General features: G+C 71.2%; 24 protein-coding genes and 1 pseudogene. 10 read left to right on the plus strand and 15 right to left on the minus strand.

Annotated features, from left to right (window positions below; all coding sequences use genetic code 11):
* Positions 1-57 precede the first annotated feature (57 nt).
* Positions 58-1647: an ABC transporter permease gene (locus ACFSC0_RS02225; RefSeq protein WP_377280977.1), complete on the plus strand. Its 1590-nt coding sequence runs from the start codon at positions 58-60 to the stop codon at positions 1645-1647.
* Positions 1644-2642 (plus strand): ABC transporter ATP-binding protein, encoded by a 999-nt coding sequence (locus ACFSC0_RS02230; protein ID WP_377280976.1) that lies wholly within the window; start codon positions 1644-1646, stop codon positions 2640-2642. Before ACFSC0_RS02225 ends, ACFSC0_RS02230 begins: the two co-directional genes overlap by 4 nt.
* Positions 2643-2654: 12 nt before the next feature.
* Here the strand turns inward: ACFSC0_RS02230 and ACFSC0_RS02235 are convergent, their stop codons facing one another.
* The 3 genes from ACFSC0_RS02235 to ACFSC0_RS02245 form a co-directional block, all read right to left on the minus strand.
* On the minus strand, positions 2655-3707 hold the full coding sequence (locus tag ACFSC0_RS02235; protein WP_377280975.1) for a Glu/Leu/Phe/Val dehydrogenase dimerization domain-containing protein: 1053 nt from the start codon (positions 3705-3707) through the stop codon (positions 2655-2657).
* A gap of 86 nt (positions 3708-3793) precedes the next feature.
* On the minus strand, positions 3794-4825 hold the full coding sequence (locus tag ACFSC0_RS02240) for an alpha/beta hydrolase (protein ID WP_377280974.1): 1032 nt from the start codon (positions 4823-4825) through the stop codon (positions 3794-3796).
* Entirely contained in the window at positions 4822-5406 is a 585-nt protein-coding gene (locus tag ACFSC0_RS02245) for a uracil-DNA glycosylase family protein (protein ID WP_377280973.1), read from the minus strand. Before ACFSC0_RS02245 ends, ACFSC0_RS02240 begins: the two co-directional genes overlap by 4 nt.
* Before the next feature lie 92 nt (positions 5407-5498).
* Here ACFSC0_RS02245 and ACFSC0_RS02250 point away from each other — a divergent pair, with 92 nt between their 5' ends.
* Both ACFSC0_RS02250 and ACFSC0_RS02255 read left to right on the plus strand, forming a co-directional pair.
* Complete coding sequence (locus ACFSC0_RS02250; RefSeq protein WP_377280972.1) at positions 5499-5870, plus strand: hypothetical protein; 372 nt, start codon at positions 5499-5501, stop codon at positions 5868-5870.
* A 119-nt stretch (positions 5871-5989) separates the two neighbouring features.
* Positions 5990-6325 (plus strand): hypothetical protein, encoded by a 336-nt coding sequence (locus ACFSC0_RS02255; protein WP_377280971.1) that lies wholly within the window; start codon positions 5990-5992, stop codon positions 6323-6325.
* Between the two features lie 78 nt (positions 6326-6403).
* Here the strand turns inward: ACFSC0_RS02255 and ACFSC0_RS02260 are convergent, their stop codons facing one another.
* The 4 genes and pseudogenes from ACFSC0_RS02260 to pcaF form a co-directional block, all read right to left on the minus strand.
* On the minus strand, positions 6404-6661 hold the full coding sequence (locus ACFSC0_RS02260) for a DUF3253 domain-containing protein (RefSeq protein ID WP_377280970.1): 258 nt from the start codon (positions 6659-6661) through the stop codon (positions 6404-6406).
* Positions 6662-7810: an acyl-CoA dehydrogenase family protein gene (locus ACFSC0_RS02265; protein ID WP_377280969.1), complete on the minus strand. Its 1149-nt coding sequence runs from the start codon at positions 7808-7810 to the stop codon at positions 6662-6664.
* Between the two features lie 64 nt (positions 7811-7874).
* Positions 7875-8783, minus strand: a pseudogene (locus ACFSC0_RS02270) (DUF5996 family protein); the annotation flags it as partial.
* A 40-nt stretch (positions 8784-8823) separates the two neighbouring features.
* A complete protein-coding gene (pcaF, locus tag ACFSC0_RS02275; protein WP_377280968.1) occupies positions 8824-10032 on the minus strand; it encodes a 3-oxoadipyl-CoA thiolase in 1209 nt (402 codons plus the stop codon).
* 114 nt (positions 10033-10146) lie between these two features.
* Here pcaF and ACFSC0_RS02280 point away from each other — a divergent pair, with 114 nt between their 5' ends.
* Both ACFSC0_RS02280 and ACFSC0_RS02285 read left to right on the plus strand, forming a co-directional pair.
* Positions 10147-10614: a PaaI family thioesterase gene (locus ACFSC0_RS02280; protein ID WP_377280967.1), complete on the plus strand. Its 468-nt coding sequence runs from the start codon at positions 10147-10149 to the stop codon at positions 10612-10614.
* 332 nt (positions 10615-10946) lie between these two features.
* Positions 10947-11939, plus strand: coding sequence for an MsnO8 family LLM class oxidoreductase (locus ACFSC0_RS02285; protein ID WP_377280966.1), 993 nt, complete (start codon positions 10947-10949; stop codon positions 11937-11939).
* A 29-nt stretch (positions 11940-11968) separates the two neighbouring features.
* Here the strand turns inward: ACFSC0_RS02285 and ACFSC0_RS02290 are convergent, their stop codons facing one another.
* The 4 genes from ACFSC0_RS02290 to ACFSC0_RS02305 all read right to left on the minus strand — a co-directional run bounded on the left by ACFSC0_RS02290 (position 11969) and on the right by ACFSC0_RS02305 (position 16670).
* Complete coding sequence (locus tag ACFSC0_RS02290; RefSeq protein ID WP_377280965.1) at positions 11969-12433, minus strand: hypothetical protein; 465 nt, start codon at positions 12431-12433, stop codon at positions 11969-11971.
* 11 nt (positions 12434-12444) lie between these two features.
* Complete coding sequence (locus ACFSC0_RS02295; RefSeq protein ID WP_377280964.1) at positions 12445-13716, minus strand: NupC/NupG family nucleoside CNT transporter; 1272 nt, start codon at positions 13714-13716, stop codon at positions 12445-12447.
* Between the two features lie 310 nt (positions 13717-14026).
* Complete coding sequence (locus ACFSC0_RS02300) at positions 14027-14428, minus strand: cupin domain-containing protein (protein WP_377280963.1); 402 nt, start codon at positions 14426-14428, stop codon at positions 14027-14029.
* Between the two features lie 172 nt (positions 14429-14600).
* The gene (locus ACFSC0_RS02305) at positions 14601-16670 is read right to left on the minus strand and encodes a S46 family peptidase (RefSeq protein WP_377280962.1); all 2070 of its coding nucleotides are present in this window, start codon (positions 16668-16670) and stop codon (positions 14601-14603) included.
* Between the two features lie 163 nt (positions 16671-16833).
* On the opposite strand from ACFSC0_RS02305, the gene ACFSC0_RS02310 reads away from it, so the two are divergent.
* The 3 genes from ACFSC0_RS02310 to ACFSC0_RS02320 are packed head-to-tail and all read left to right on the plus strand — an operon-like array spanning position 16834 to position 19669.
* A complete protein-coding gene (locus ACFSC0_RS02310; protein ID WP_377280961.1) occupies positions 16834-17985 on the plus strand; it encodes an ABC transporter permease in 1152 nt (383 codons plus the stop codon).
* Positions 17982-18713, plus strand: coding sequence for an ABC transporter ATP-binding protein (locus ACFSC0_RS02315; RefSeq protein WP_377280960.1), 732 nt, complete (start codon positions 17982-17984; stop codon positions 18711-18713). Before ACFSC0_RS02310 ends, ACFSC0_RS02315 begins: the two co-directional genes overlap by 4 nt.
* 2 nt (positions 18714-18715) lie before the next feature.
* Positions 18716-19669 (plus strand): efflux RND transporter periplasmic adaptor subunit, encoded by a 954-nt coding sequence (locus tag ACFSC0_RS02320; protein ID WP_377280959.1) that lies wholly within the window; start codon positions 18716-18718, stop codon positions 19667-19669.
* Between the two features lie 49 nt (positions 19670-19718).
* Here ACFSC0_RS02320 and ACFSC0_RS02325 read toward each other — a convergent pair whose 3' ends face one another.
* From ACFSC0_RS02325 to ACFSC0_RS02340, 4 genes are all read right to left on the minus strand, one after another.
* Positions 19719-19997, minus strand: a complete 279-nt coding sequence (locus ACFSC0_RS02325; RefSeq protein ID WP_377280958.1) for a hypothetical protein — start codon at positions 19995-19997, stop codon at positions 19719-19721.
* A gap of 23 nt (positions 19998-20020) precedes the next feature.
* Complete coding sequence (locus ACFSC0_RS02330; protein ID WP_377280957.1) at positions 20021-20338, minus strand: hypothetical protein; 318 nt, start codon at positions 20336-20338, stop codon at positions 20021-20023.
* A 22-nt stretch (positions 20339-20360) separates the two neighbouring features.
* Positions 20361-20558: a DUF2188 domain-containing protein gene (locus tag ACFSC0_RS02335; protein ID WP_377280956.1), complete on the minus strand. Its 198-nt coding sequence runs from the start codon at positions 20556-20558 to the stop codon at positions 20361-20363.
* Positions 20559-20778: 220 nt separating this feature from the next.
* Complete coding sequence (locus ACFSC0_RS02340) at positions 20779-20985, minus strand: cold-shock protein (RefSeq protein WP_377280955.1); 207 nt, start codon at positions 20983-20985, stop codon at positions 20779-20781.
* A 348-nt stretch (positions 20986-21333) separates the two neighbouring features.
* Here ACFSC0_RS02340 and ACFSC0_RS02345 point away from each other — a divergent pair, with 348 nt between their 5' ends.
* Positions 21334-22248 (plus strand): SDR family NAD(P)-dependent oxidoreductase, encoded by a 915-nt coding sequence (locus ACFSC0_RS02345; RefSeq protein WP_377280954.1) that lies wholly within the window; start codon positions 21334-21336, stop codon positions 22246-22248.
* Positions 22249-22332 lie beyond the last annotated feature (84 nt).

Here is a 22332-nt window from a genome sequence, read left to right on the forward strand (position 1 = left end):
AAGCCCCCTCCACCACTTCGTGGTCCCCCTCCCCCAAGGGGGGAGGAGAAGGATCGCTTGACCGCAGCGACCTCCCCTTCCGCGCCTGCGTTCGCCCTCTCGCCCTTACGCATCGGCGCGCTGATCGCCGCGGCGCTGGCGCTCGCGCCGCTGCTCGCGGTGGTGTGGCTGGCGCTGACGCGGCCGGCCAGCGCGGCGATCCCGGCCGAGGTGATCCTGCGCTACGCGCGCGACTCCGCCGTGCTCGCGAGCCTCGTGGCGGTGGGCGCCTGCGCCCTGGGCGCGGCGGCGGCCTGGCTGGTGGTGATGCACCGCTTCCCGGGGCGCGACGTGTTCGCCTGGGCGCTGGCCCTGCCGCTGGCCGCGCCGGCCTACGCGCTGGCCTACGCCTACGCCGACCTGCTGGACATCGCAGGCCCGGTCCGCACGGTGTTGCGGGACGCCGGGATGGCCTGGTGGCCGTTCGAGATCCGCAGCCTGCCAGGGGCCGCCGCCATCCTCTCCTGCGCCTTCTACCCCTATGTCTACCTGACCGCCCGGGCGGCGTTTGTCAGCCAGTCCGTCTGCGCGCTCGAGGCGGCGCGCAGCCTGGGCTCCACCCCCTGGGACGCGTTCCGGCGGGTCGCCCTGCCGCTCGCCCGGCCGGCCCTGGCCGCCGGCGCGGCCCTGGCGGTGATGGAGACCCTGGCCGACTACGGGGCGGTGAACTTCCTCGGCGTGCAGACCCTGACCACCGGCGTGGTCCGCGCCTGGTCGACCTACGGCGCCCCGGGCTCGGCGGCGCGGATCTCGCTGATCCTCCTGGGGACCGCGGCGGTGCTCTTGTGGATCGAGCGGCTGGGCCGGCGCGAGCAGGGCTACGCCGCCGCCAGCGCCCGCTGGCGCACCCTGACGGAAGTGCCCCTGCGCGGGCCGGCGGCCTGGGCGGCGAGCGGCTTCTGCCTGCTGCTGCTCATCGTCGCCCTGCTGCTGCCGGCCGGCTGGCTGGCCTGGAAGGGCGCCTCCATCTCGCCCGAGCTGCCCCGGATCGCGCGCGCCGGCGGCGTGACGCTGGGGCTGGGCATGGCCGGCGCCCTGCTGACCGTGGGCCTGGCCGCCGTCATCGCCTTCGGGGGCCGCGGCAGGAAGCTCGCCCAGCGGCTGGTCAGTCTGGGCTACGCCACGCCGGGCGCGGTGATGGCCGTGGGCCTCCTGGCGCCCGCCGCCCTGATCTGGAAGGGCGCGAACGGTGCGGTGGCGGGCCTGGGCCTGCTGGTGCTGGCCTACGCCGCCCGGCTGATGGCCGCGGCGCTGGAGCCGATCGACGCCGGCCTGGCGCGCATCACCCCCTCCATGGACCGGGCGGCCCGCAGCCTCGGCGAGAGCGAGGCCGGCGCGGTGCGCAGGGTGCACGTCCCGCTGGCCTCCGCCTCCCTCTGGACCGCCGCCCTGCTGGTCTTCGTTGACGTGGTCAAGGAGCTGCCCGCCACCCTGATCCTGCGGCCCTTCAACTTCGACACCCTGGCGGTGCTGGCCGACCGCTACGCCTCCGACGAGCGGCTGGCCGAGGCCGCCTGGCCGGCGCTGGCCATCGTGCTCATCGCCGCGCCGGCGATGGTCGTCCTGTCCCGCCAGGTGATGGCCTCGCGCCCCGGCGGCCACGGATGAGCGTCGTCCTCGAAGCCCGCGGCGTACGCCGCGTCTACGGCCGCACGGTCGCCGTGGACGGCGCGAGCCTTTCGCTGGAGCCCGGCCGCATCACCGGCCTGCTGGGCCCGTCCGGCTGCGGCAAGAGCACCCTGCTGCGCTGCGTGGCCGGACTTGAGCCGGTCGATGGGGGCGAAGTGCGGGCGGGCGAACGGCTGCTGTCGGCGCCTGGCGTGCACGTGCCGCCCGAGGGCCGCGACGTCGGGCTGGTGTTCCAGGATTACGCCCTGTTCCCGCACCTGACGGTGGCCGAGAACGTCGCCTTCGGCCTTTCCGGCCGGCCCAAGGCCGAGCGGCGCGAGCGGGCGCTCGTCCAGCTCGAGCGCGTGCGCCTGGCCCATCGGGCCGACGCCTGGCCGAGCGCGCTGTCCGGCGGCGAACAGCAGCGGGTGGCCCTGGCGAGGGCGCTGGCCCGCGACCCCGCCGCCATCCTGCTCGACGAGCCCTTCTCCGGCCTGGACGGGCCGCTGCGTACCGAGGTGCGCGAAGCGACGCTGTCGGCCCTGCGCGCCGCCGGCAAGGCCGCCCTGATCGTCACACACGACGCCGAGGACGCCATGCTGACCTCGGACTCCCTGGCGCTGATGGAGGCCGGCAAGATCCTGCAGACCGGCGCGCCGCGGGAGTGCTTCCTGGAGCCGGTGAGCCTCGCCGCCGCGCGCCTGCTCGGCGACATCAACATCCTGCCGATCGAGGCCGGCGGGACGGCGTTCGGCCCCGCGCCGGCGCGCGACGGGGTGCTGATGGTCCGGCCCGAGGGACTGGCGATCGGGAGCGAAGGCGCCGCGGTGCGGGTCGAGGAGGTCCGCTTCGCCGGCGCGGCGGCGGTGGTCGCGCTGGAGGCCGGCGGCGTGCGCGCGAGCGCGCGGGTTCCGCTCGCCTCCGCGCCGAGCGTCGGCGAGACGGTGCGGGTGAAGATCGACCCGCAGTTCGCGCGCGCCTTCCCTCCCCTTTAGGGGAGGTCAGCCTCAGCGCCGCAACCGCTCCCGCGCCATCTCGTCGGCGATCTCGTGGGTGGGGCGGGCCTCGGAGAGGCTGCGGTCGAGGACCTCTTCCAGCGTCTGGGTCAGCCGGTCGAGCTTGGCGGCGACCCAGGCGGGGTCGAAGGCCTCGCCCCGGGCGATGGCGCGGATCTCGCCGGCCACGTTGATGATGCCGCCGCCGTTGATCACGTAGTCGGGGGCGTAGAGCAGGCCCTTCTCGAACAGGGCCCGGCCGGCCTCCGGCCCGGAGAGCTGGTTGTTCGCCCCCCCGGCGATCACCTTGGCCTTCAGCCGCGGCAGGGTCCTGGCGCTGATCGCCCCGCCCAGGGCGCAGGGCGCGAAGACGTCGGCCTCGGCCTCGCAGATGGCGTCCGGCGGCACGACCTGGGCGCCGGTGCGGGCGGCCACGGCCTCGACGGCGGCGGCGTTCACGTCGGCGATGATCAGCCTCGCACCGGCGGCGTGAAGCTTCTCCGCCAGGTAGGCGCCCACGTGGCCGACGCCCTGGATGGCCACCGTGACCTGCGACAATTCCTTGCCCAGCGCACGGGCGACGCAGAGGCGCACGCCGCGGAACACGCCCTCGGCGGTGACGGGGCTCGGATCGCCCGAGGCGGCGGGGTGGTGGTCCAGGCCGGCCACGAAGGTGGAGCGTTTGCGGGCGTGGGCCAGGTCGGCGGGCGAGACGCCGACGTCCTCGGCCGTCCAGTAGCGCCCGCCGAGCGAGTCCACCGCCGCCCCGAACGCCTCGAACAGCGCCGGGGTCTTGGCGGTGCGCGGATCGCCGATCACCACCGCCTTGCCGCCGCCCAGCTCCAGATCGGCCATGGCGTTCTTGTAGGACATGGCCCGGGAGAGGCGCAGGGCGTCCTCCAGCGCCGCCTCGGCGCTGGCGTAGGGCCACATGCGGCAGCCGCCCGCCGCCGGGCCGCGCGCGGTGGAGTGCACGGCGACGATGGCCTTGAGGCCGCTGGCGGGATCGAAAAAGGCGTGCACGCCTTCGTGGCCTTCGAAGGCGGCGGAGTCGAACAGGGTCATGTCTTCAAATCGGGACTTTTGAGCGCGTTCGTGTCGCCGGCGGCCATTTCCGTGGAACGCCCTTGCGACGGGGGGAGGCTCCGCCTCTACGCTCCCCGGCCCGCGGCCACAACCCTGCGGTCCGGCTCGCGCTCGCGTTCACGGCGCGGAATGGCGGGCGCGCCCGAGGGCAGCGGCCCCTGCGCATCCTTCAGCCAGGCGACCACGTCGTCGAACACCACCTGCCGCTGTTTGTCGCGCATCAGCAGGTGGTAGCCGCGCCGGTAGTAGGCGGTGCGGTCGGAAGGCTTGAGCTGGGCCGCCGCCTTGAAGCTGGGCCTCTTGGGGATGATCTCGTCGTTGGCCCCGTAGAGATAGAGGATCGGCGCCTCCACCTCGTCGATGCCCTGGAGGCCGGAGTCCATCGCGCTGACCAGGTGGTAGAGGGTGTCGCTCCGCGCGCCCCAGATCATCAGCGGGTCCTTGCCCATGGCGATCAGCTCGTCGCGGTTGTCGCTCGCCTGGATCTTGCGGGTGATCCAGCTGGGCGGGGTGTAGACCTTCGAGCCGGTCACGTGCGCCGCCAGCCACAGCGCGGTCTTGTAGGGCAGCGGCTGGCTGGACCAGCCCCAGACGGCCGGGGCGGAGAGGATCAGCCGGTCGGCGTCCGGCGGGCGGCTGGAGGCGAAGGCCTTGATGGCGATCGCCCCGCCCATGCTCTCGCCCATCACCGCGATGACCGCATCGGGATGCTTCCTGCGCACGAAGGCGGTGACGGCGCGCAGGTCCTCCACCATCGTCTCGTCGCCGCCCCAGACGCCCCGATTCGGCGAGCGGCCGAAGCCGCGCTGGTCGTAGGCGTAGGTGGCGATCCCCTGCTCGGCCCAGTATTCCCCGGCGAAGTGGAAGGCGTTGGCGTAGTCGTTCATGCCGTGCACGCCGACGATCACCGCCCAGGGCTCGCCCTCCGGCGGCAGCCAGGTGGTCAGGCCGAGCGGGGCGCCGTCGAAGCTGACGAAGGTCTCGCCGGCGACGTAGGGGCCCTTGAACCACTCGGGCGGGTCGCCGGGCCGCTGGGCCAGCAGGGGGGCGCAGCCGGTCAGCATCAAGGCTGCGATCAGGACAATGAGCCGCCTCATGTCCCGATGATGTCCTGCACGCGCCCGCGAAGGAAGGGCGTCACTTCGTCGTCGAACCAAGGATTGCGCTTCAGCCAGCCGGTGTTGCGCCAGGACGGATGCGGCAGCGGCAGATAGGCCGGCAGGTAGTCGCGCCAGGCCCGAACCGTCTCGGTCATGTTCGCCTTCACGCGCCCCTTCAGCGCCCAGGCCTGGGCGTAGGAGCCCACCAGCAGGGTGAGCTCCACGTTCGGCAGGCTGGCCAGCAGCCGGGGCCGCCACAGCTGCGCGCAGACCGGCATCGGCGGATAGTCGCCGCCCTTGGGATCGGTGCCCGGAAAACAGAAGGCCATGGCCGCGACGCCGATGGCCGGATGGCCGTAGAAGGCGGCCCGGTCCACCCCCAGCCATTGGCGCAGGCGGTCGCCCGAGGGATCGTCGAACGGCAGCCCGCTCTCGTGCACCCGCCGCCCCGGCGCCTGGCCGCAGATCAGCAGCCGCGTCGCCTCGCTGACCCGCACCACCGGCCGCGGCTCGTGCGCCAGCTCACCGGCGCAGGCCCGGCAGGCGCGGATCTCGTCGAGGAGGGCCGGAAGGGACATGGGGCGGATGTAGTGTCGGCCGGCGTCCTCGCCACGGTTGCGCCCAATCTCTCGGCATGCTGGGAAGGCGAAAGGTCGCTTACGGAGCCCCCATGAACCGTCACCTGATGATCGGCGCGCTGGCCGCCGCCGCCCTCGCCGGCCCGGCCCTCGCCCAGGAGGCCTGCACGCGGCCCGAAGCGCCGGCCATCGACAGCCAGGCCGCCTCGGCCAGCGTCGAGGCCCTGACCGCCGCCAAGCAGCAGACCGTGGACTTCATCAAGGCCTCGGACGCCTTCCAGACCTGCGTCCTGGCCGAGGCCAAGGCGAAGAAGGACGAGGCCAAGGCCAAGAAGGTCGCGTTCGATTCCTCCATCGCCGACCGGGCCCAGCGCCAGGTCTCCGCCAACCAGTCGGACAAGGAAAAGGTCGGCGCCGCCTACAACGCGGCCGTGAAGGCCTACAAGGCGGCCAACCCGTCCTGACACCCTCCCGTCATCCCGGCCGGAGCGGAGCGGAGAGCCGGGACCCAGCAGCGGTGCAGGAAACCTGGGTCCCGGGTCGGTCCTTCGGCCGCCCGGGATGACGAGATGAGAGCTTGGAGATGAGCGGGAGATACCTCGGAGCGTTGGGAGCGGTGCTTGTCGCCTGGCCCGCCGCGGCCGCGACCGAAGGCTGCCAGGCGCTGTCGCCAGGTGTGAACACGCTTAAGGGCGTTCTCACCGCACGCGGCCCTCAGTTCGCCCTGCAGTTGGAGCGGCCGCTGTGCGGCGGCGCCGGCCAGAGGCTCGCGCTCGCCTTCCCCGGCGGCGATCCGCGCCGGTTCGTCGGCCGTCGGGTGCTGGTCAGCGGGACCTTGCAGCCGGCGAAGGCGGGCGGTCCCGTGCTGCAGGTCGGCTCGTTCGCGCCCCTGCCGAAGGTCGCGGCGAACGTCAGCTAGCTGGGTGACAGGTAGGGCTGCGCCCAACCAGTCACCGGCGGGCGTTGGTGACTGGTTGCGCCCGCAGGGCGCTACCTGTCACCCCTCCTGGGCCTCATCCGGCAGCCGCATCCGCCAGACGCCCTTGAACTTCTCCGGATCGGCCGGCTTGCCGTGGCGGGTGATGACCAGCTTGCCGGCGCGGGCCAGGCCCACGGCGACGGGGCGCACCTTGCCGAGTTCGCGGCGCCAGCCGTTGGGGTCGACCGCGCGGGCGACCTCCTCCGGCGAGACCGACTTGCCGGGCGGCAGCTTGCCCAGGAGGTCGAAGATCGCGGCCTCCACCTCGGCGCTCATCTAGCCGCCCCGCTTCAGGGTCTCGCGGGCGATGACCACCTGCTGGATCTGGCTGGTGCCCTCGTAGATGCGGAAGATCCGCACGTCGCGGTAGAAGCGCTCGATGCCGTGGTCGGCGACGTAGCCGGCGCCGCCGAAGATCTGCACCGCCCGGTCGGCGACCTTCCCCACCATCTCGGAAGCGAAGTACTTGGCGGCGGCGGCCTCCATGGTGACGCTTTCGCCGGCGTCGCGCTTGCGGGCGGTCTCCATGGTCAGGGCCTTGGCCGCCATGGACTCGGTCTTGGAGTCGGCGATCATCCCCTGGATCAGCTGGAAGCCGGCGATCGGCTGGCCGAACTGCTTGCGCTCGGAGGCGTAGGCCACGCAGTCGGCGATCAGCCGCTCGGAGACGCCGACGCAGACGGCCGAGATGTGCAGCCGGCCGCGGTCCAGCACCTGCATGGCGACGCGGAAGCCCTGCCCTTCCTCGCCGAGGCGGTTCTCCACCGGCACCCGGACGTTGTCGAAGATGACGTCGCAGATGTGGGCGCCCTGCTGGCCCATCTTCTTCTCAGGTCTGCCCACCGACAGGCCCGGGGAGTTGCGCTCCACCAGGAAGGCCGAGACGCCGCCGGCGCCCGGCTTGGACGGATCGGACCTCGCCATCACCGTGAAGAGGTGGGCCCGGTTGGCGTTGGTGATGAACCGCTTGGCGCCGTTCAGGACGTAGACGTCGCCCTGGCGCTCGGCGCGCAACTGAACGTTGGCGCTGTCGGAGCCCGCCTCCGGCTCGGTCAAAGCGAAGGAGGTGACGATCTCGCCGGAGGCGATGCCGGGCAGGTACTTGGCCTTCTGCTCCTCGGTGCCGAACATGACCAGGCCCTGGGAGCCGATGCCCACGTTGGTGCCGAAGGCCGAGCGGAAGGCCGGGCTGGTCCGGCCGAGCTCGATGGCCACCAGGCACTCGTCCTCCATGGACAGGTCCAGGCCGCCGTATTCGGCGGGGATCGACAGGCCGTAGAGGCCCAGCCCCTTCATCTCCTCCAGCACGTCCTCGGGCACCGCGTCCTGCTCGGCCACCTGGGCTTCCAGCGGGCGCAGCCGCTCGGAGACGAACCGGCGGACGGTGTCCACCAGCTGGGTGCGGGTATCCATGTCGAGAGGCATTGGGGCGGTCCCGGTCTGTCGTTTGCGCCGTTTTGGTCCAGCGCCGGGCCCTGTGCAAGGCCGGCTAGACGGGCCGCGGACGGCGGGGCTCGCCGAAATCGCACTCCAGCGCCGCGCGGTCCCACCGGCCGGCGTTGGCCGCCGCCTCGTAGGTGGAGGTCAGGAAGGCCATCAGCTCGGCGTCCGGATCGGCCGCCGTCCGCACGGCCTCGTAGGGCAACAGGAATTCGCCGAGCCCAGTGTCGTAGCGCGCCGCCGCCGGCGCGACGGGCGCGTCGCGGAAGCCGGCCGGCTCTGGATAGGCGTAGGAATAGAACACCGGCTCCTCCGCGCCCGGCCCGCCGGGCCAGAAGCCGGCGCTGCTGACTTCGTGGGAGTAGGCTTCGCGGGCCACCGCGTCCGGCAGGTTCGGCACCCCGCCCGGGTGCGGCGGGGCGGCCCGGCCTGAAAAGCGGGTCACCGCAAGGTCGAAGCTGCCCCAGAAGAAGTGCACCGGGCTGGCCTTGCCCAGGAAGCCGGTGCGGAACAGCTTCATCACCCGATCGGCCTGAACGAGCGCGCGCCAGAAGGCCAGGACCTGGCCCGGATCGTAGACGCGCGGCGCGACGTCCTCGGCGAACGGGACCGCCTCCGGCAGCTCGTTCGGCGCGCCATGAATGGCCACCGGGACGGCGAGCTCTGCGAGCGCGCCCAGCACCGCCTCATGGAAGGCGGCGACCGACATGGGGCCGAGCGGCAGGTCCGCCAGCGCCACGTCGGTGCGGAACCTCAGCTGCTGGTCGACGAAGTCGAACTCGATGTCGAACAGGCGCCGGCCGTGGGTGACCGGTCCCGTGGTCAGACCGCGGGCGCTGACGTAGAGCGGCGCCTGCCAGGAGTGGTTCAACCAGGGCGTCTGCGCCAGCCGCACCTTCCCGACCACCTGGGTGAACAGGTGGAGCGTGCGGCAGGTGTCCTTCCACGCCGCGTAAGGGAGCGGCGGCCAGTCGCGCGGGTCGGCCCCGGCCGTGGCCCTACACCTTCGCCAGCGCCATGGCCGAGCCCTGGCCGACCCCGACGCACATGGTGGCCAGCGCCCGCTCGCCGCCGCGTTCCTTCAGCGAGCGGGCGGCGGTGAGCGCCAGGCGCGCGCCGGAGGCGCCGAGCGGGTGGCCGATGGCGATGGCGCCGCCGTTGGAATTCACGTGCTCGGCGTCGTCGGGCAGGCCCCAGGAGCGGGTGCAGGCCAGGGCCTGGGCGGCAAAGGCTTCGTTGAGCTCGACCACGTCGAAATCGCGCGGGCTGATCCCCAGGCGGGCGCAGAGCTTCTCCACCGCGGGCACGGGACCGACGCCCATGATCCGCGGGGCGACGCCGCCGGCCGCGCCGGCTTCGATGCGGGCGATGGGCTCCAGGCCGTACTTCTTCACCGCCTCCTCGGACGCCAGCAGCAGGGCCGCCGCGCCGTCGTTGACGCCCGAGGCGTTGCCGGCGGTGACCGTGCCGTCGGGGCGGACGATGGGCTTCAGGCCCTTCAGGGCGTCCAGGCTGGTGTCGGGGCGCGGATGCTCGTCCTGCGCCACGACGACGTCGCCCTTGCGGTCCTTGATGGTGACCGGGCTGATCTCGCCGTCGAAGAAGCCGCGCTCGCGGGCCTTGCCGACCCGCTGCTGGCTGCGCAGGGCGAAGGCGTCCTGGTCGTCCCGGGCGATCTGGTAGTCGGTGGCGACGTTCTCGGCGGTCTCCGGCATGGAGTCCACGCCGTAGTCCTTCTGCATCTTCGGGTTCACGAACCGCCAGCCGATGGTGGTGTCGAAGATCTCGGCGCTGCGGGAGAAGGCGCTGTCGGCCTTGCCCATCACAAAGGGCGCGCGGGTCATGCTCTCGACGCCGCCGGTGATGACGAGGTCGGCCTCGCCCGTGGCGATGGAGCGGGCGCCGGTGATGGTGGCGTCCAGGCCCGAGGCGCAGAGGCGGTTGACCGTCAGGCCCGGCACCGAGCTCGGCAGGCCGGCCAGCAACAGGGCCATGCGGGCGACGTTGCGGTTGTCCTCGCCGGCCTGGTTCACGCAGCCGTAGACCACCTCGTCCAGGTCCTCCCAGTCGACCTTGGGCAGGGCTTCCATCAGCGCCCTGAGCGGATGGGCGGCCAGATCGTCGGCGCGCACCTTGGCCAGCGCGCCGCCGTAGCGGCCGATCGGCGTGCGGATCCCGGTGCAGAGATAGACGGTACGGCCTTGCATCATCGCTCCTCGCCGACTACCCCGCGCGGCCGGCTGTTCGAAATTCGGCGGCAAACTAGTAGCGGAACCGGGCGCCCGCAAACGCTTCGCGCACCGGGACGAGAGGGGATTTCCATGGACGGCGGCGAACAGGGCGAAGTCTGGGGCCTGGAGACCATCACCGAGGGCGAATTCGCCGGCTGGAACCACTTCGTGGGCGGCGACCCGTTCGAGGACCACGCCGGCCCCTTCTACTGGCGCAAGGACGCCGACGGGCGGCCGCGCTGCGCCTTCCGGGCCGAGAAGAAGCACATGAACGGCGGCGGCTTCATGCACGGCGGCTGCATCATGACCTTCGCCGATTTCGCGCTGTTCGTGATCGCGAGAGACGTGCTGACCGAGAGCCACAGCGTCACCGCCACCTTCAATGGCGAGTTCGTGGGCTCGGTGCCCGAGGGCGCCCTGGTCGAAGCCACCGGCGAGGTGGTCAAGGCCGGCCGCTCCATGGTATTCGTGCGGGGGATGATCACCACGGGTGCCGACCCGGTGATGAGCTTCTCCGCGGTCATCAAGAAGACCGGCCCGCGCACCAAGCGGAGCTGAAGTCGTCGGTGACTGGTTGCGCCCCAGGCGCTACCTGTCACCCCGACCAGACATCCGCGAAAGGTGACAGGTAGGGCCGCTCCGCGCCCCAACCCGTCACCGGCCAGCACAGGGCTCGCCCGACGGCAGCTGGTTGAACACCAAGACCACAAAGACCACGAAGGGCCGAGTGCGCGCGCCCGCCGCGCGTGGATTGAGGACGCGGCGATTGAGCGCCTCAGTCGTCTTCGTGCTCTTTGTGGTCTTTGTGGTCTTCGTGTCGAATCTTCCGGCGCGCTTGGTTCCGCGTACCGCCCTTCCCCGTCGGTGAGCGGCGCCATACATCGATCCTCGTGGCCCTGCTTTCCGTCCTCGACCTGTCCCCCGTCACCGGCGACGCCACCCAGGCGCAGGCGGTGCGCGAGAGCATCGAGGTGGCGAAGGCGGCCGAGCGGTGCGGCTACCACCGCTTCTGGGTGGCCGAGCACCACAACATCGGCGGACTGGGCTCGCCCGCGCCGGAGATCCTGATCGCGGCGCTGACCCAGGCGACGAGCCGCATCCGGCTGGGCTCCGGCGGGGTAATGCTGGTCAACTACTCGCCGCTGAAGGTGGCCGAGGTGTTCATGGAACTGGAGGCGCTGGCCCCCGGCCGCATCGACCTGGGCGTCGGCCGGGCGCTGGGGACGGACCCGCGCACGGCGGGCGCGCTGCGCTCCTCCGGCTCGGAGGCGTTCGAGCACTACTTCGCCCTGCTGGCCGCCTGGCTGCTGGACGCCACGGGCAAGGCGCCCATCGGGCCGGAGCATCCGGCGCACGACATCCGCGCCAACCCCTCGGGCCCCTCCCACCCGCAGCTCTTCATGCTCTGCTCCTCGGCCGAGAGCGCCGCCTGGGCGGGCGCGTCGGGCGTGGGGATGGTCTTCGCCGAGTTCATCGCCCGGGCCGACGGCGGGCCGGCGGTGGCCGCCTACCGCGCCGCCTTCCGGCCGGGGCCGTTCCTCGACGCGCCCTGGGCGGGCGTGGCGACCGCCGCGCTGGCGGCGGACACGGCCGAGGAGGCGCGCCGGCTGGACGCCCCGCGGCGGGCCTCGCAGCTCGCCACCAGCATGGGCCGCCGGCAGCGGTTCCGCACCGTCGAGGCGGCGGAGGCCTTCCTCGCCGAACACGCCGGCTCTCCCGCCCTGGCCGCGATCGAAGCCCGCAGCCTGGCGGGCGCCCCGGGGTTCGTGCGCGCCCGGCTGGAGGAGAAGGCGGCGCAGACGGGCGCCGACGAGGTGTTCGTCATGGCCACGGGTCCGAGCCTCGCCACGCGCATCCGCTCCCTGGAACTGATCAAGGGCTGAACCTTCCCTCCCGTTGAAGGAAGGGAAGGCTAGTCCGCCGTCTTCAGCTCGGCGCTGGTCGCGCCCCAGACGCTGCGGGAGCCCTTGAGGTCGCCGTCGACGACGAGGCGGTAGGGGCCGTCGCGCTCGGAGAGGGGCTGGCCGTCCACCTTGTCGGCGAGGATGGCGAGGCCGTTCGAGAAGTCCTTGTCGGTCTCGGCGAGTGAGAGAACGGCGGCGAAGCCGTCCTTGGCGCGGACGACGACGTAGGTGCGCATGGCCGGCCCGTGCAGGCGCGCGCCGGACGGAGCGCCGGCCTCGCGCAGGACGTAGGCGAGCACCGGGCCCTCATAAGTCTTCTTGCCGGCGAGCTTGACGCTTTCCCGGGGCATGTCGGCCATCTGGGCGGCGGTCAGGGTCCTGGCCTTGCCGTCGAGGCCGACGACGGTGAAGTCCTGCGCCGCGGCGAGGGCGGGGGTCAGGACCAGCGCGAGGGCGGCGAGCAGGGACTTCATTGATCGGCTCCTCAGAACAGGCCGCTCGGCATGGCGCCGACCAGGGAGGCGGTCATGCAGGTGGCGAGGAAGCCGGCCAGCAGCGCCTTCCAGACCAGCCCGATGATCTCGCTGCGGCGCTCGGGCATCAGCACGCCCATCCCGGTGACGGTGATCCCGACCGAGCCGACATTGGCGAAGCCGCAGAGGGCGTAGGTCATGATGGTGCGGGTCCGCTCGCCCATCTCTTCGGGCGGCACGGCGCCCAGCTGGATGAAGGCGATGAACTCGGTGAGCATCAGCTTGACGCCCAGCAGGTAGCCGGCCGTCCCGGCCTCGCTCCACTCGACGCCGAGGGCCCAGGCCAGCGGCGCGAAGATCACGCCGAGGATGCGTTCGACGGTGAGCGGGCCGCCGGCGACGTCCGGGAAGGCGCCCAGCAGGCCGTTGGCGATGGCCACGAAGGCGACGAAGACGATCAGGATGGCGCTGATGTTCAGCACCACCGACAGGCCGTCCATGGTCCCCTTGCTGATGGCGTCGATGGAGCTGTCGTACTTGAGCAGCGAGCGGTAGTCGGCGTGGGCGCCGCCCTGCCCCGGCTTCTCCGGCACCATGATCCGGGCCAGCAGCACCCCGGCCGGGGCCGAGATGATCGAGGCGGCGAGCACGTGGGCCGCCGCGTCCGGCAGCACGGGACGCAGGATGGTGGCGTAGGCGACCATGGTCGAGCCGGCGACGGTGGCCAGGCCCACCACCATCATCAGGAAGAGCTCCGAGCGGGTCAGCTTGTCCAGGTAGGCCCGGATGACGATCGGACTCTCGATCATGCCGACGAAGATGTTCACCGCCACCGCCAGGGCCGAGGCGCCGCCCAGACCCATGGTCCGCTGGAAGAGCAGGCCGAAGCCCTGGGTGATCCACTTCAGGATCTTCCAGTGCCAGAGCAGGGCCGACAGCGCCGAGATCACCAGGATCAGCGGCAGCACCTGGAAGGCGAAGACGAACAGCGCCCCCTGGTTGGACACCGGGTAGGGCTGGGCCCCGCCGGCCATGTAGCCGAACACGAACTGGGCGCCGGTGGAGGTCGCGGCCGCCAGGCCGTCCACCACCGAGTTCACCGCCGCAACGGCGGCTTGCGACCCCGGCAGGCCGAACAGCAAGAGGACGAGGCCGATCTGCACGGCGATCGCCCCCAGCGCCAGCCGCCAGGGAAACCTGCGCCGGTCGTCCGACAGCGCCCAGCAGACGCCAAGGGTCAGGGACAGCCCGACCAGGCTCTGCGCATTCTCCGGTCCGAACATGCCCCGCCCCTGCGCGGCGCCGATTCGGCCGCGCTCCCGTGGATTTGAAGGATCGGGGCGGGCCCCGGCAAGGCGAAGCGTCGCCGCGGGCCTGTCAGCGACGCCGGCGCCACCGATGAACGCACAACACCCGCTCATCCCGGCGAATGCCGGGACCCATTGGCGGGCGCAAAATCGCCTTCCACCATCCTCAGCGGCTATCCAGCCACGTCTGAGTCCAGGACCTGGGTCCCGGCGTTCGCCGGGATGAGCGGAGTACTTTTGTGACGAGGCCTACGCGGCCCCGCCTCCGACCCGCTGAGCGGCGCCCCTACTCCGTCGTCTTGCCGTCGAAGTGGTCGTTGTCGTGGTCGCGGTCGGAGTCGGCCTTGGTCTTGTGGACCACGCGGTCGCGGTGCTCGGGCGGGCCGTAGAGGGTGTAGAACTGCAGCGGCTGGCCGCCCGCGTTGCGCACGTTGTGCCGGGCCCCAGCCGGGACGATCACCGCGTCGTCGTCCTCCACCTCGTGGCGGACGCCGTCGATGAACACCTCGCCGGCGCCGGACTCGAAGCGGAAGAACTGGTCGCGGTCGTCGTGCACCTCCTCGCCGATCTCCTCGCCGGGCTTCAGGCTCATCAGCACCAGCTGGAGGTTGGCCCCGGTGTAGAGCACGCGGCGGAAGTCGCCGTTCTCCGTCGTCAGTTTCTCGATGTTCTCGACGAAGCCCTTCATGACGGTCCTTTCGCGGCTGGGCAGGCGGAGAGGTTCAGAGGCAGGTCTGGCGGGCCGGCGTCAAGCCTCGCAAAGGTGACAGGTAGGCCCGTCCGCCGGACGGCCCAACCAGTCACCGACGATCCTCGGTGACTGGTTGCGCGAAGCGCTAGCTGTCACCCATCCCCGCCAGTCAGCGGGCCTTCAGCTCCTTCAGCAGCGCCTGCTGGCCGTAGACCTTGTCCAGGGCTTCGGTGATCGCCGCGGTGGAGACCACCACGGTGCGGTTGGCCGTGCCGTCGTAGCCGTAGTTGCCGCCCAGCGAGTGGATGTTGCCGTCGAAGGCCGCGCCCAGCACCTCGCCCTTGGCGTTGACCACCGGCGAGCCGGAGTTGCCGCCGATGATGTCGTTGGTGGTGACGAAGTTGAACACCGTCTTCGGGTTCAGCTTGGACTGGGCCTGGCCCCACCGCGGGGCGAGCTGGTAGGGCTCGGCGCCCGTCGCCCGGTCGTAGAGGCCGGCGAAGTCGGTGAAGGCCGGGACCGTCTGGCCCCGGTGGGTCCAGCCGGCGACCTTTCCGTAGGACAGGCGGGCGGTGAAGGTGGCGTCCGGGTAGACCGCGTCGCCGTAGACCGCGAAGCGGGCCTTGGCGATCTTCTCGGCCGCGCGGTCGATCGGGCCGCTCACCTGGCTCTCCCAGGCGCTGCGGGCGGCGCGGGCGGCCGGGTCGGTGCGCAGCACCAGCTGGATCATCGGATCGTCGGACGCCTGGACGGCGGCCAGCCCGCCGTCCCAGAGCGCCTTGCGCACGGCCGGATCGGCGAGCTTGCTGGTCGTGGCGAGCCGCTCGGCGAGCGCCTCGGGGCTCTCCTTGCCGAGCAGCAGCTTCACGGCCGGATCGTCGGTCAGCAGGTACTCGCGGGTCTTGGAGAGCCAGTAGGCGAGCGCCAGCTCCTCGAGCGGCGCTTCCACCGGCTGGGCGTCCAGCAGCTGCTTTTCGAGCAGCGGCAGGCGGGCCTCGCCGAACTCCGGCAGCCGCTCGGCCGCGGGCTTGGCCCGCTCCTGGGCGCCGCGCACCAGGGCCCGGGCGTAGGCGAAGAGGTCGGAGGTCGTCGGGGCCGTCTCCAGCTGGCGATAGCGCAGGAAGTGCTCGGCGTAGGCGGCCTGCGCCTTGTCGATCTCGCCCCAGGGGTCGCCGACCTCGGCGGCCAGCTTCGGATCGGCCGCGACCTTGGCCTTCAGCTCGGCCTCGGAGGCCCGCTTGGCGTCCATGAAGGCCTTGTCGTTCAGGGCGAACTGGCGGCCGTAGAAGACCTTGAAGCTGTTCTCGACGCCGGTGAGGGTGTCGAGGGCGATCCGCTTGTGCTCGGCGTTCTCGGCCGAGAACTGCAGCAGCCGGCCGCGCAGCTCCGAGCGCTGCAGCTGGGCGATGGGGATGGCCAGGTCGCGCTGGGTCTCCAGCTGCGAGACGGTCATCAGCCGGTCGGTGGAGCCGGGGTTGCCGGAGACGAACACCGGCTCGCCCTCCTTGGGCGCGCGGGCGACCCAGGTCAGGTGCTGGGGCGTGCGGGCCGGCTTGCCGTTCTCGTAGAGCCGCAGGAAGGCGGCATCGAGGTTGAAGCGGGGGAAGTTGAAGTTGTCGGGATCGCCGCCGAAGAAGGCGCTGGCGTACTCCGGCGCGAACGCCAGCCGCACGTCGGCGTACTTGCGGTACTTGTAGAGCTTGTACTGGCCGCCCCGGTAGAGGCTGACGACCTGGCAGCGCTCGGTCGCGGAGTCCTTGGCGCAGGCCGCCGACTCCGCCTCTGCGATGGCCGCGTCGCGGGCGCGGATGAAGTCGCCGCCGGTCTTGCCGGCCGTCGCCGCGTTGATCTCGCCGGTCACGTCGCTGATCGACGTCAGGATCTCGGCCTGCATGCCCGGGCAGGTGCGCTCTTCGCTGCGGCCGGCGGGCACGAACCCGTTCTTCACATAGTCCTGCTCGGCCGTGGACAGCGCCTGCTGGCAGTCGATGACGCAGTGGTCGTTGGTCATCACCAGGCCCTCGCCGGAGACCACCGAGGCCGAGCAGCCGCTGGTCAGGCGCACGGAGGCGGCCTGCACCGTGTCCAGCCAGCGCTTGTCGATCTTCACGCCGTAGGCCTTCTCGACCTCAGCCGAGGGGAAGTTGTCGAAGGTCCACATGCCCTCGTCGGCGAGGGCGGGCGCGGCGAAAGAGACCAGGGCGGCCGCGCTGGCGGCGGCGAAGAGCTTGGGGTTCATTCGTGTTCCCGAACAGCGGCGGGGCGCAATTTCGTCCCCGGATTGGGCTTTCCTGTAGCTGCACCGAAGCAGCGTGGCCAGACGGCGCGGCGCCCGTTACCTCGATTTAACTCGCGCCCGCCCTGGCCGCTTGCGATAGTCCGCACAACTAGAGGGGGAGGCGATGTCGCTGGCGCTGGCCACGTTGATCTACGAGTGGCGACGCTACATGGCCGCGGTGATCGCGCTGGCCTTCTCCGGCCTGCTGATCCTGGCGCAGGTCGGCATGTTCTCCGGCATCGTCCGCTCGGTCACCGCCACCATCGACCGCTCCCGGGCCGACGTGATCATCCTGGCGCCGAAGGCCGAGGCGCTGATCAACGGCGGCAACGTGGGCCTGCCCCGGCGCATCCAGCCGCAGATCTACATGCACCCGGAGGTGGTGGAAGTCGCCAGCTTCGAAGGCAACGGCGGCATGTGGATGAACCAGCCAAAGGGCGAGGCGAAGCGGGTCACCCAGTTCGTCGCCATCCGCATGGTCGACCCCCGTCCCGGCGCGGTCACCCTGCCCGTCGACTATCCCGAGAGCGTGCGCATCGCCCTCCTGGAGCCTTACGCCGTCGCCATCGACGAGACGGCGCAGGCGCGGCTGGGCGTGAAGCTGGGCGACAACGCCTCGATCAACGGCAAGACGGTGAAGGTGCGGGCCCTCCTCACCGGCTACGCGGACATCAATCAGGCCTCGGTGGTGATGTCGCGGGACAGCATGCGCCTCCTCGGGTTCGGCGTCGGCGCGGCCGGGAACGCTCGGACCGGCCCGCTGATGGTCAGCCTGAAGGACCCGGCCAAGGCCGACCTGGTCCGCGACCAGCTCAACGCCAGGTCAGGCGGCGCCTACAGGGCCTGGACCCGCCCCGAGCTCGCCCGCGCCAACGAGGAGGCGCTAATGAGCGAGCAGATCATCGGCGTGATGCTCGGGTTCTCCGTCTTCCTCGGCTTCCTGATCGGCCTCGGCATCACGTCCCAGACGCTTCGCGGCGCGATCCTGGCCAACATCAAGGAGTTCGCCAGCCTTCGGGCCCTGGGCGTCTCGATGCCCAGCCTGCGCATGGTGGTCCTGGAGCTGTCGTTCTGGGTCGGCGTCGTGGGCCTGCTGGCGACCACCGTCTTCACCGCCGGCGTCACCCTGCTCGGGCGCAGCGCGGGCCTGCCGATGAACTACCCGCCCGCGGCGGTGATCGGCGTCACCGTCCTCCTGCTGTTCATCGCCCTGGTCTCCGGCCTGATGGCGCTGGGCGTCCTGAAGAAGAGCCAGCCTGCGGACCTGTTGAGATGAGCATCGCGCTTTCCGCCACCGGCCTCTCCAAGCGGTTCAAGACCGGCCGCACCCACATCGAGGTGCTGAAGGCGGTCGACTTCGACGCGCTGCACGGCGACGTGACCATGGTGATGGGCCCGTCCGGCTCGGGCAAGTCGACCCTGGTCGCCACCCTGTCGGGCCTGCTGAAGCCCGACGCCGGCCAGGTGACGGCGCTTGGCCAAGAGCTCTGGGACCTGAGGCCCGCGCGGATCGACCGGTTCCGCCTCGACCACTGCGGCTTCATCTTCCAGGGCTTCAACCTGTTCTCGGCGCTGACGGCCCTGCAGCAGGTCACCACGGTGCTGAAGTACTGCGGGCTGACGCCCGAGCAGGCCCGCCGCAAGGCCGCCGCGGCGCTGGAGGAGGTGGGCCTGGGACCGCGCATGCACCAGCGGCCCGCCGAGCTGTCCGGCGGCGAGAAGCAGCGGGTGGCCATCGCCCGGGCCATCGCCAAGGATCCCAAGCTGCTGTTCGCCGACGAGCCCACCTCGGCCCTGGACGGCGAGAACGGCCAGGTGGTGATCAAGCTCTTGCACCGGGCCGCCAAGGAGCACGGGGCGGCGGTGATCTGCGTCACCCACGACACCCGCCTGGAAGCCTACGCCGACCGCATCATCCATCTGGAGGACGGGCGCATCACCAGCGACCGGCGCACCGGCCAGCCCGCCGCCGCGCTCGCCAAGCCCGCGCTCATCGGAGCCTGACCATGTTCGCCTTCCTTCGCCGCCGCCCCGTCTGGCTGATCGCCCTGTTCGCCGTCCTCCTCGGCGTGGGCGTGGTGGTCTATTCCGGCCAGGCCAAGGCCAAGAAGGACGAGGCGGCCGCCGCCGCCGCCAAGGCCGCCCCGCCCAGCCCCTATGTGGCCGTCGCCAACGGCAAGGCCGATGTGGAAGGCGGGCTGATCCAGGTCGCGGCGCGGACCGCCGGCATCGTGCGGGAGGTCTATGTCCACGAGGGCGATACGGTCACCCGCGGACAGGCGCTGGCCAGGCTCGAGGACGACCAGCAGCGGCTGAACGCCCAGCGGGCGCTGGCCGAGCTGAACCAGGCCCGGGCCCAGATCGCGATGACCGAGGTGGAGCTCTCCACCGCCCGGCGCGAGCACGAGCGGCTGAAATCGCTGTCGGCCTCGAATTTCGTCGCCGGCCAGAAGCTCGACCAGGCCGCCGACGCGATCCGCCAGGCCGAGGCGAGCCTCGCCGCCCAGCGCGCGGCCATCGCCACCGCCCAGGCCCGCCTCGCCCAGGCCAACTATGAGCTGGAGCTGACCATCATCCGCGCCCCGGCCGACGGGCGGATCGTCCGCCGCCAGGCCAACCCCGGCGCGGGCGCCTCGACCCTGAACGTGTCGAACATGTTCGACCTGGAGCCGGCCGGCGCCCGCATCGTCCGGGCCGAGGTGGCCGAGCTGGCGCTGCCCTCGGTGACCATCGGCCAGGCCGTGCAGCTCTCCCCGGAGGGCGATCCTTCGAAGGTCTACTCCGGCCGGGTGGTGCGCCGGGCGGGCATGTTCGGCGCCCGCAAGCTGCAGTCCGACGATCCCACCGAGCGGGCCGACGACCGGGTCGTGGAGGTGGTCGTCAGCGCCGACGACACACCCTTCCTGATCGGCCAGCGGGTGCTGGTGAAGTTCATGCGCACCGATGTGGCGCAAAGGTAGCTAGCTCCCCCGCGCTGCGCGGGACGCGGGACGAGGCGAGCCCCTGAGGTCAGGCGCCGGCCGTGTCCAGCCGGCTGGCGTCGACGCCGCCGCCGGTGACCTTCACCCCGAGGTAGCGCATTTCGCCGCCCTTGAAGCTGATGTCCTCCACCGCGACCGAGCCGTCGCGCTTGAGTTCGGAGAAGTCGGACAGGGTCAGGCGCAGGGTCATGTCGTCCTGGCCCGCCCCCTCCTCGAGGGCCTTGCCGATGGCTTCGCGGAAGTGGGCGGCCACCGTGCCCCGCTTGCGGGGCGCGGGCGCGGATCTGGCGGATTGGGCGGGCGGCATGGTCGGTCTCCTTCGGTTCTCGGCTAGTCGGATTGGGGGTCGAGGCGGTCGTAGCCCACCCTCAGCGCCTGCAGCTGGCGCCAGAGGTGGCCGCTCTGGATTTCGATGACCTCGCCGGGGCCCGGCAGCGGGCTCTGCGGCGGGGCCGACAGGCGACGATAGGCGTAGCCGTGCGATCCCGCCTGCTTCCGCGCAAGACCGAGCGCGAGGCCGCGGGCCTGGCGGTCGCTGGCGGCGTGGCAGAGGTAGCGCGGGCCGGCCGCCTGGCCGCGCAGCCGGACCTGGACGGTCCAGAAGCCGGGGGTGAAGGCGCCGTCGATCTTCCGGGATTCGACGCTCATCGGCCCCTCCCGGCGATACGGCCTAGTACTCGCCCCAGACCAGGACCTTGCACGGCCGTCCGGCGTCCTGCGAGGCCCTGGCCCGCTTGTTCGCCGCGGCCTTGGCGACTTCCTTGTCGCGGGAGTGGTCGCTGAAGAGGCCCTCGTGCTCCACCGCCCAACCGCCGTCGTGCGGCGATACATTGAAGATGGTCCGGTCGGGCCCGTCGCGAGATGACACTTGGTGACGCCTTTCGGGCGGCTTAGCCGCCGACACGCGAGCGGCGCCGGTGAGCGGCGCCTGAAGCGGGCGTGTATCAAGTTAATCTATAGTCAATCTTCGCCATTGTCGCCCTGATTTCCGGGCGTAGCCGTCAAATCGCGGGGCGGACAGGCGAAGTCGAGGCCAAAAAAATCAGGCCGGCGCTGGGCCGGCCTGATCTTCTGTTCGGTTCGGAGCCTTAGGCGCTCTGCAGTTGGCCGGCCGACATCTTGCCGCTGCGCTTGTCGCGCTCCAGCTCGAAGCTCAGCTTCTGGCCTTCGTGGATCGAGCCGAGGCCGGCGCGTTCGACGGCCGAGATGTGCACGAACACGTCCGCGCCGCCTTCGTCCGGTTGAATGAAACCGAAGCCCTTGGTGGCGTTGAACCACTTCACAGTGCCGATCATCTTTGTATTTCCCTTTCCGGGCATAGATATTCGCCGCGCCAAAGAGCGACGCTGCGATCAAATTTTCGGAGAGGTCGTGGGTAGTCCCGGAAGCCCGATCTGAAAATCGAGTAGAGAGCCGCCGAACCAAAACGATATTCGATGCAGAGAATGTCGCAGGTCTGGTCAGATCAGGCAAGCTGTTTCTGGAAATTCTTTTCGCCGATAGCTGTACTGTCAGGTATCCGGTTGATTTCACTGAGATGAGACAGCCCAGCTCGACCTCCTCTTCGCGCCGCTTGACGCCCTCCCCCGCCCAGGACTAACCCGCGCCGACCCTCACCCCTGGACACACGGGAGATCTCCTCCATGGCCGATATCCGCTTCGAGAACCGCGTCGCCATCGTCACCGGCGCAGGCGGGGGCCTGGGCCGCCAGCACGCGCTGGAGCTGGCCCGCAGGGGCGCCAAGGTGGTCGTCAACGACCTGGGCGGCTCGGTCGACGGCTCGGGCGGCGGCTCCGAGGCGGCGATGAAGGTGGTCGAGGAGATCAAGGCGGCCGGCGGCGAGGCCATCGCCAACGGCTCCTCCGTCGCCGACGACGCCGGCGTCGCCCACATGGTCAAGCAGGCGATGGACCAGTGGGGCCGGATCGACATCCTGGTCGCCAACGCCGGCATCCTGCGGGACAAGACCTTCGCCAAGATGGAGCTGGCCGATTTCGAGGTGGTCCTCGACGTCCACCTGATGGGCACGGTGAAGCCCGCCAAGGCCGTCTGGGAGATCATGCGGGCCCAGAACTACGGGCGGATCGTGGTCACCACCTCGTCGTCGGGCATGTACGGCAACTTCGGCCAGTCCAACTACGGCGCGGCCAAGCTCGGCGTGATCGGCTTCATGAACACGCTGCGGCTCGAGGGCCAGAAGAACAACATCCACGTCAACGCCATCAGCCCGGTCGCCGCCACGCGGATGACCGAGAACCTGATGCCTCCGCAGATGCTGGAGCGGCTGAAGCCGGAGTACGTCACCCCCGGGGTCGTCTATCTCTGCTCGGAAGAGGCCCCCACCGGGACCATCCTGACGGCCGGCGCCGGCGCCTTCGCCGTGGCGCGCATCTACGAGACCGAGGGCGTCTACCTGGGCGACAAGGGGCTGTCGGTGGAGGAGGTCCGCGACAACTGGACCAAGATCACCGACCCGGCGGGGCAGCAGGCCTACCAGATGGCGGGCGAGCAGAGCCAGAAGTTCTTCCGCAAGATGCAGGAGACGCAGGGCTCCTGAGGCGGTGGAGCGGCCGGATAACACGGTCGCTCGAATCCCCTTGCGTCGGGCTAGGTGATCGCGCGTAACTTACCGCCGGCAAGC

This window comes from Phenylobacterium terrae, assembly GCF_042681205.1.
Classification (GTDB): Bacteria; Pseudomonadota; Alphaproteobacteria; order Caulobacterales; family Caulobacteraceae; genus Phenylobacterium; species Phenylobacterium terrae.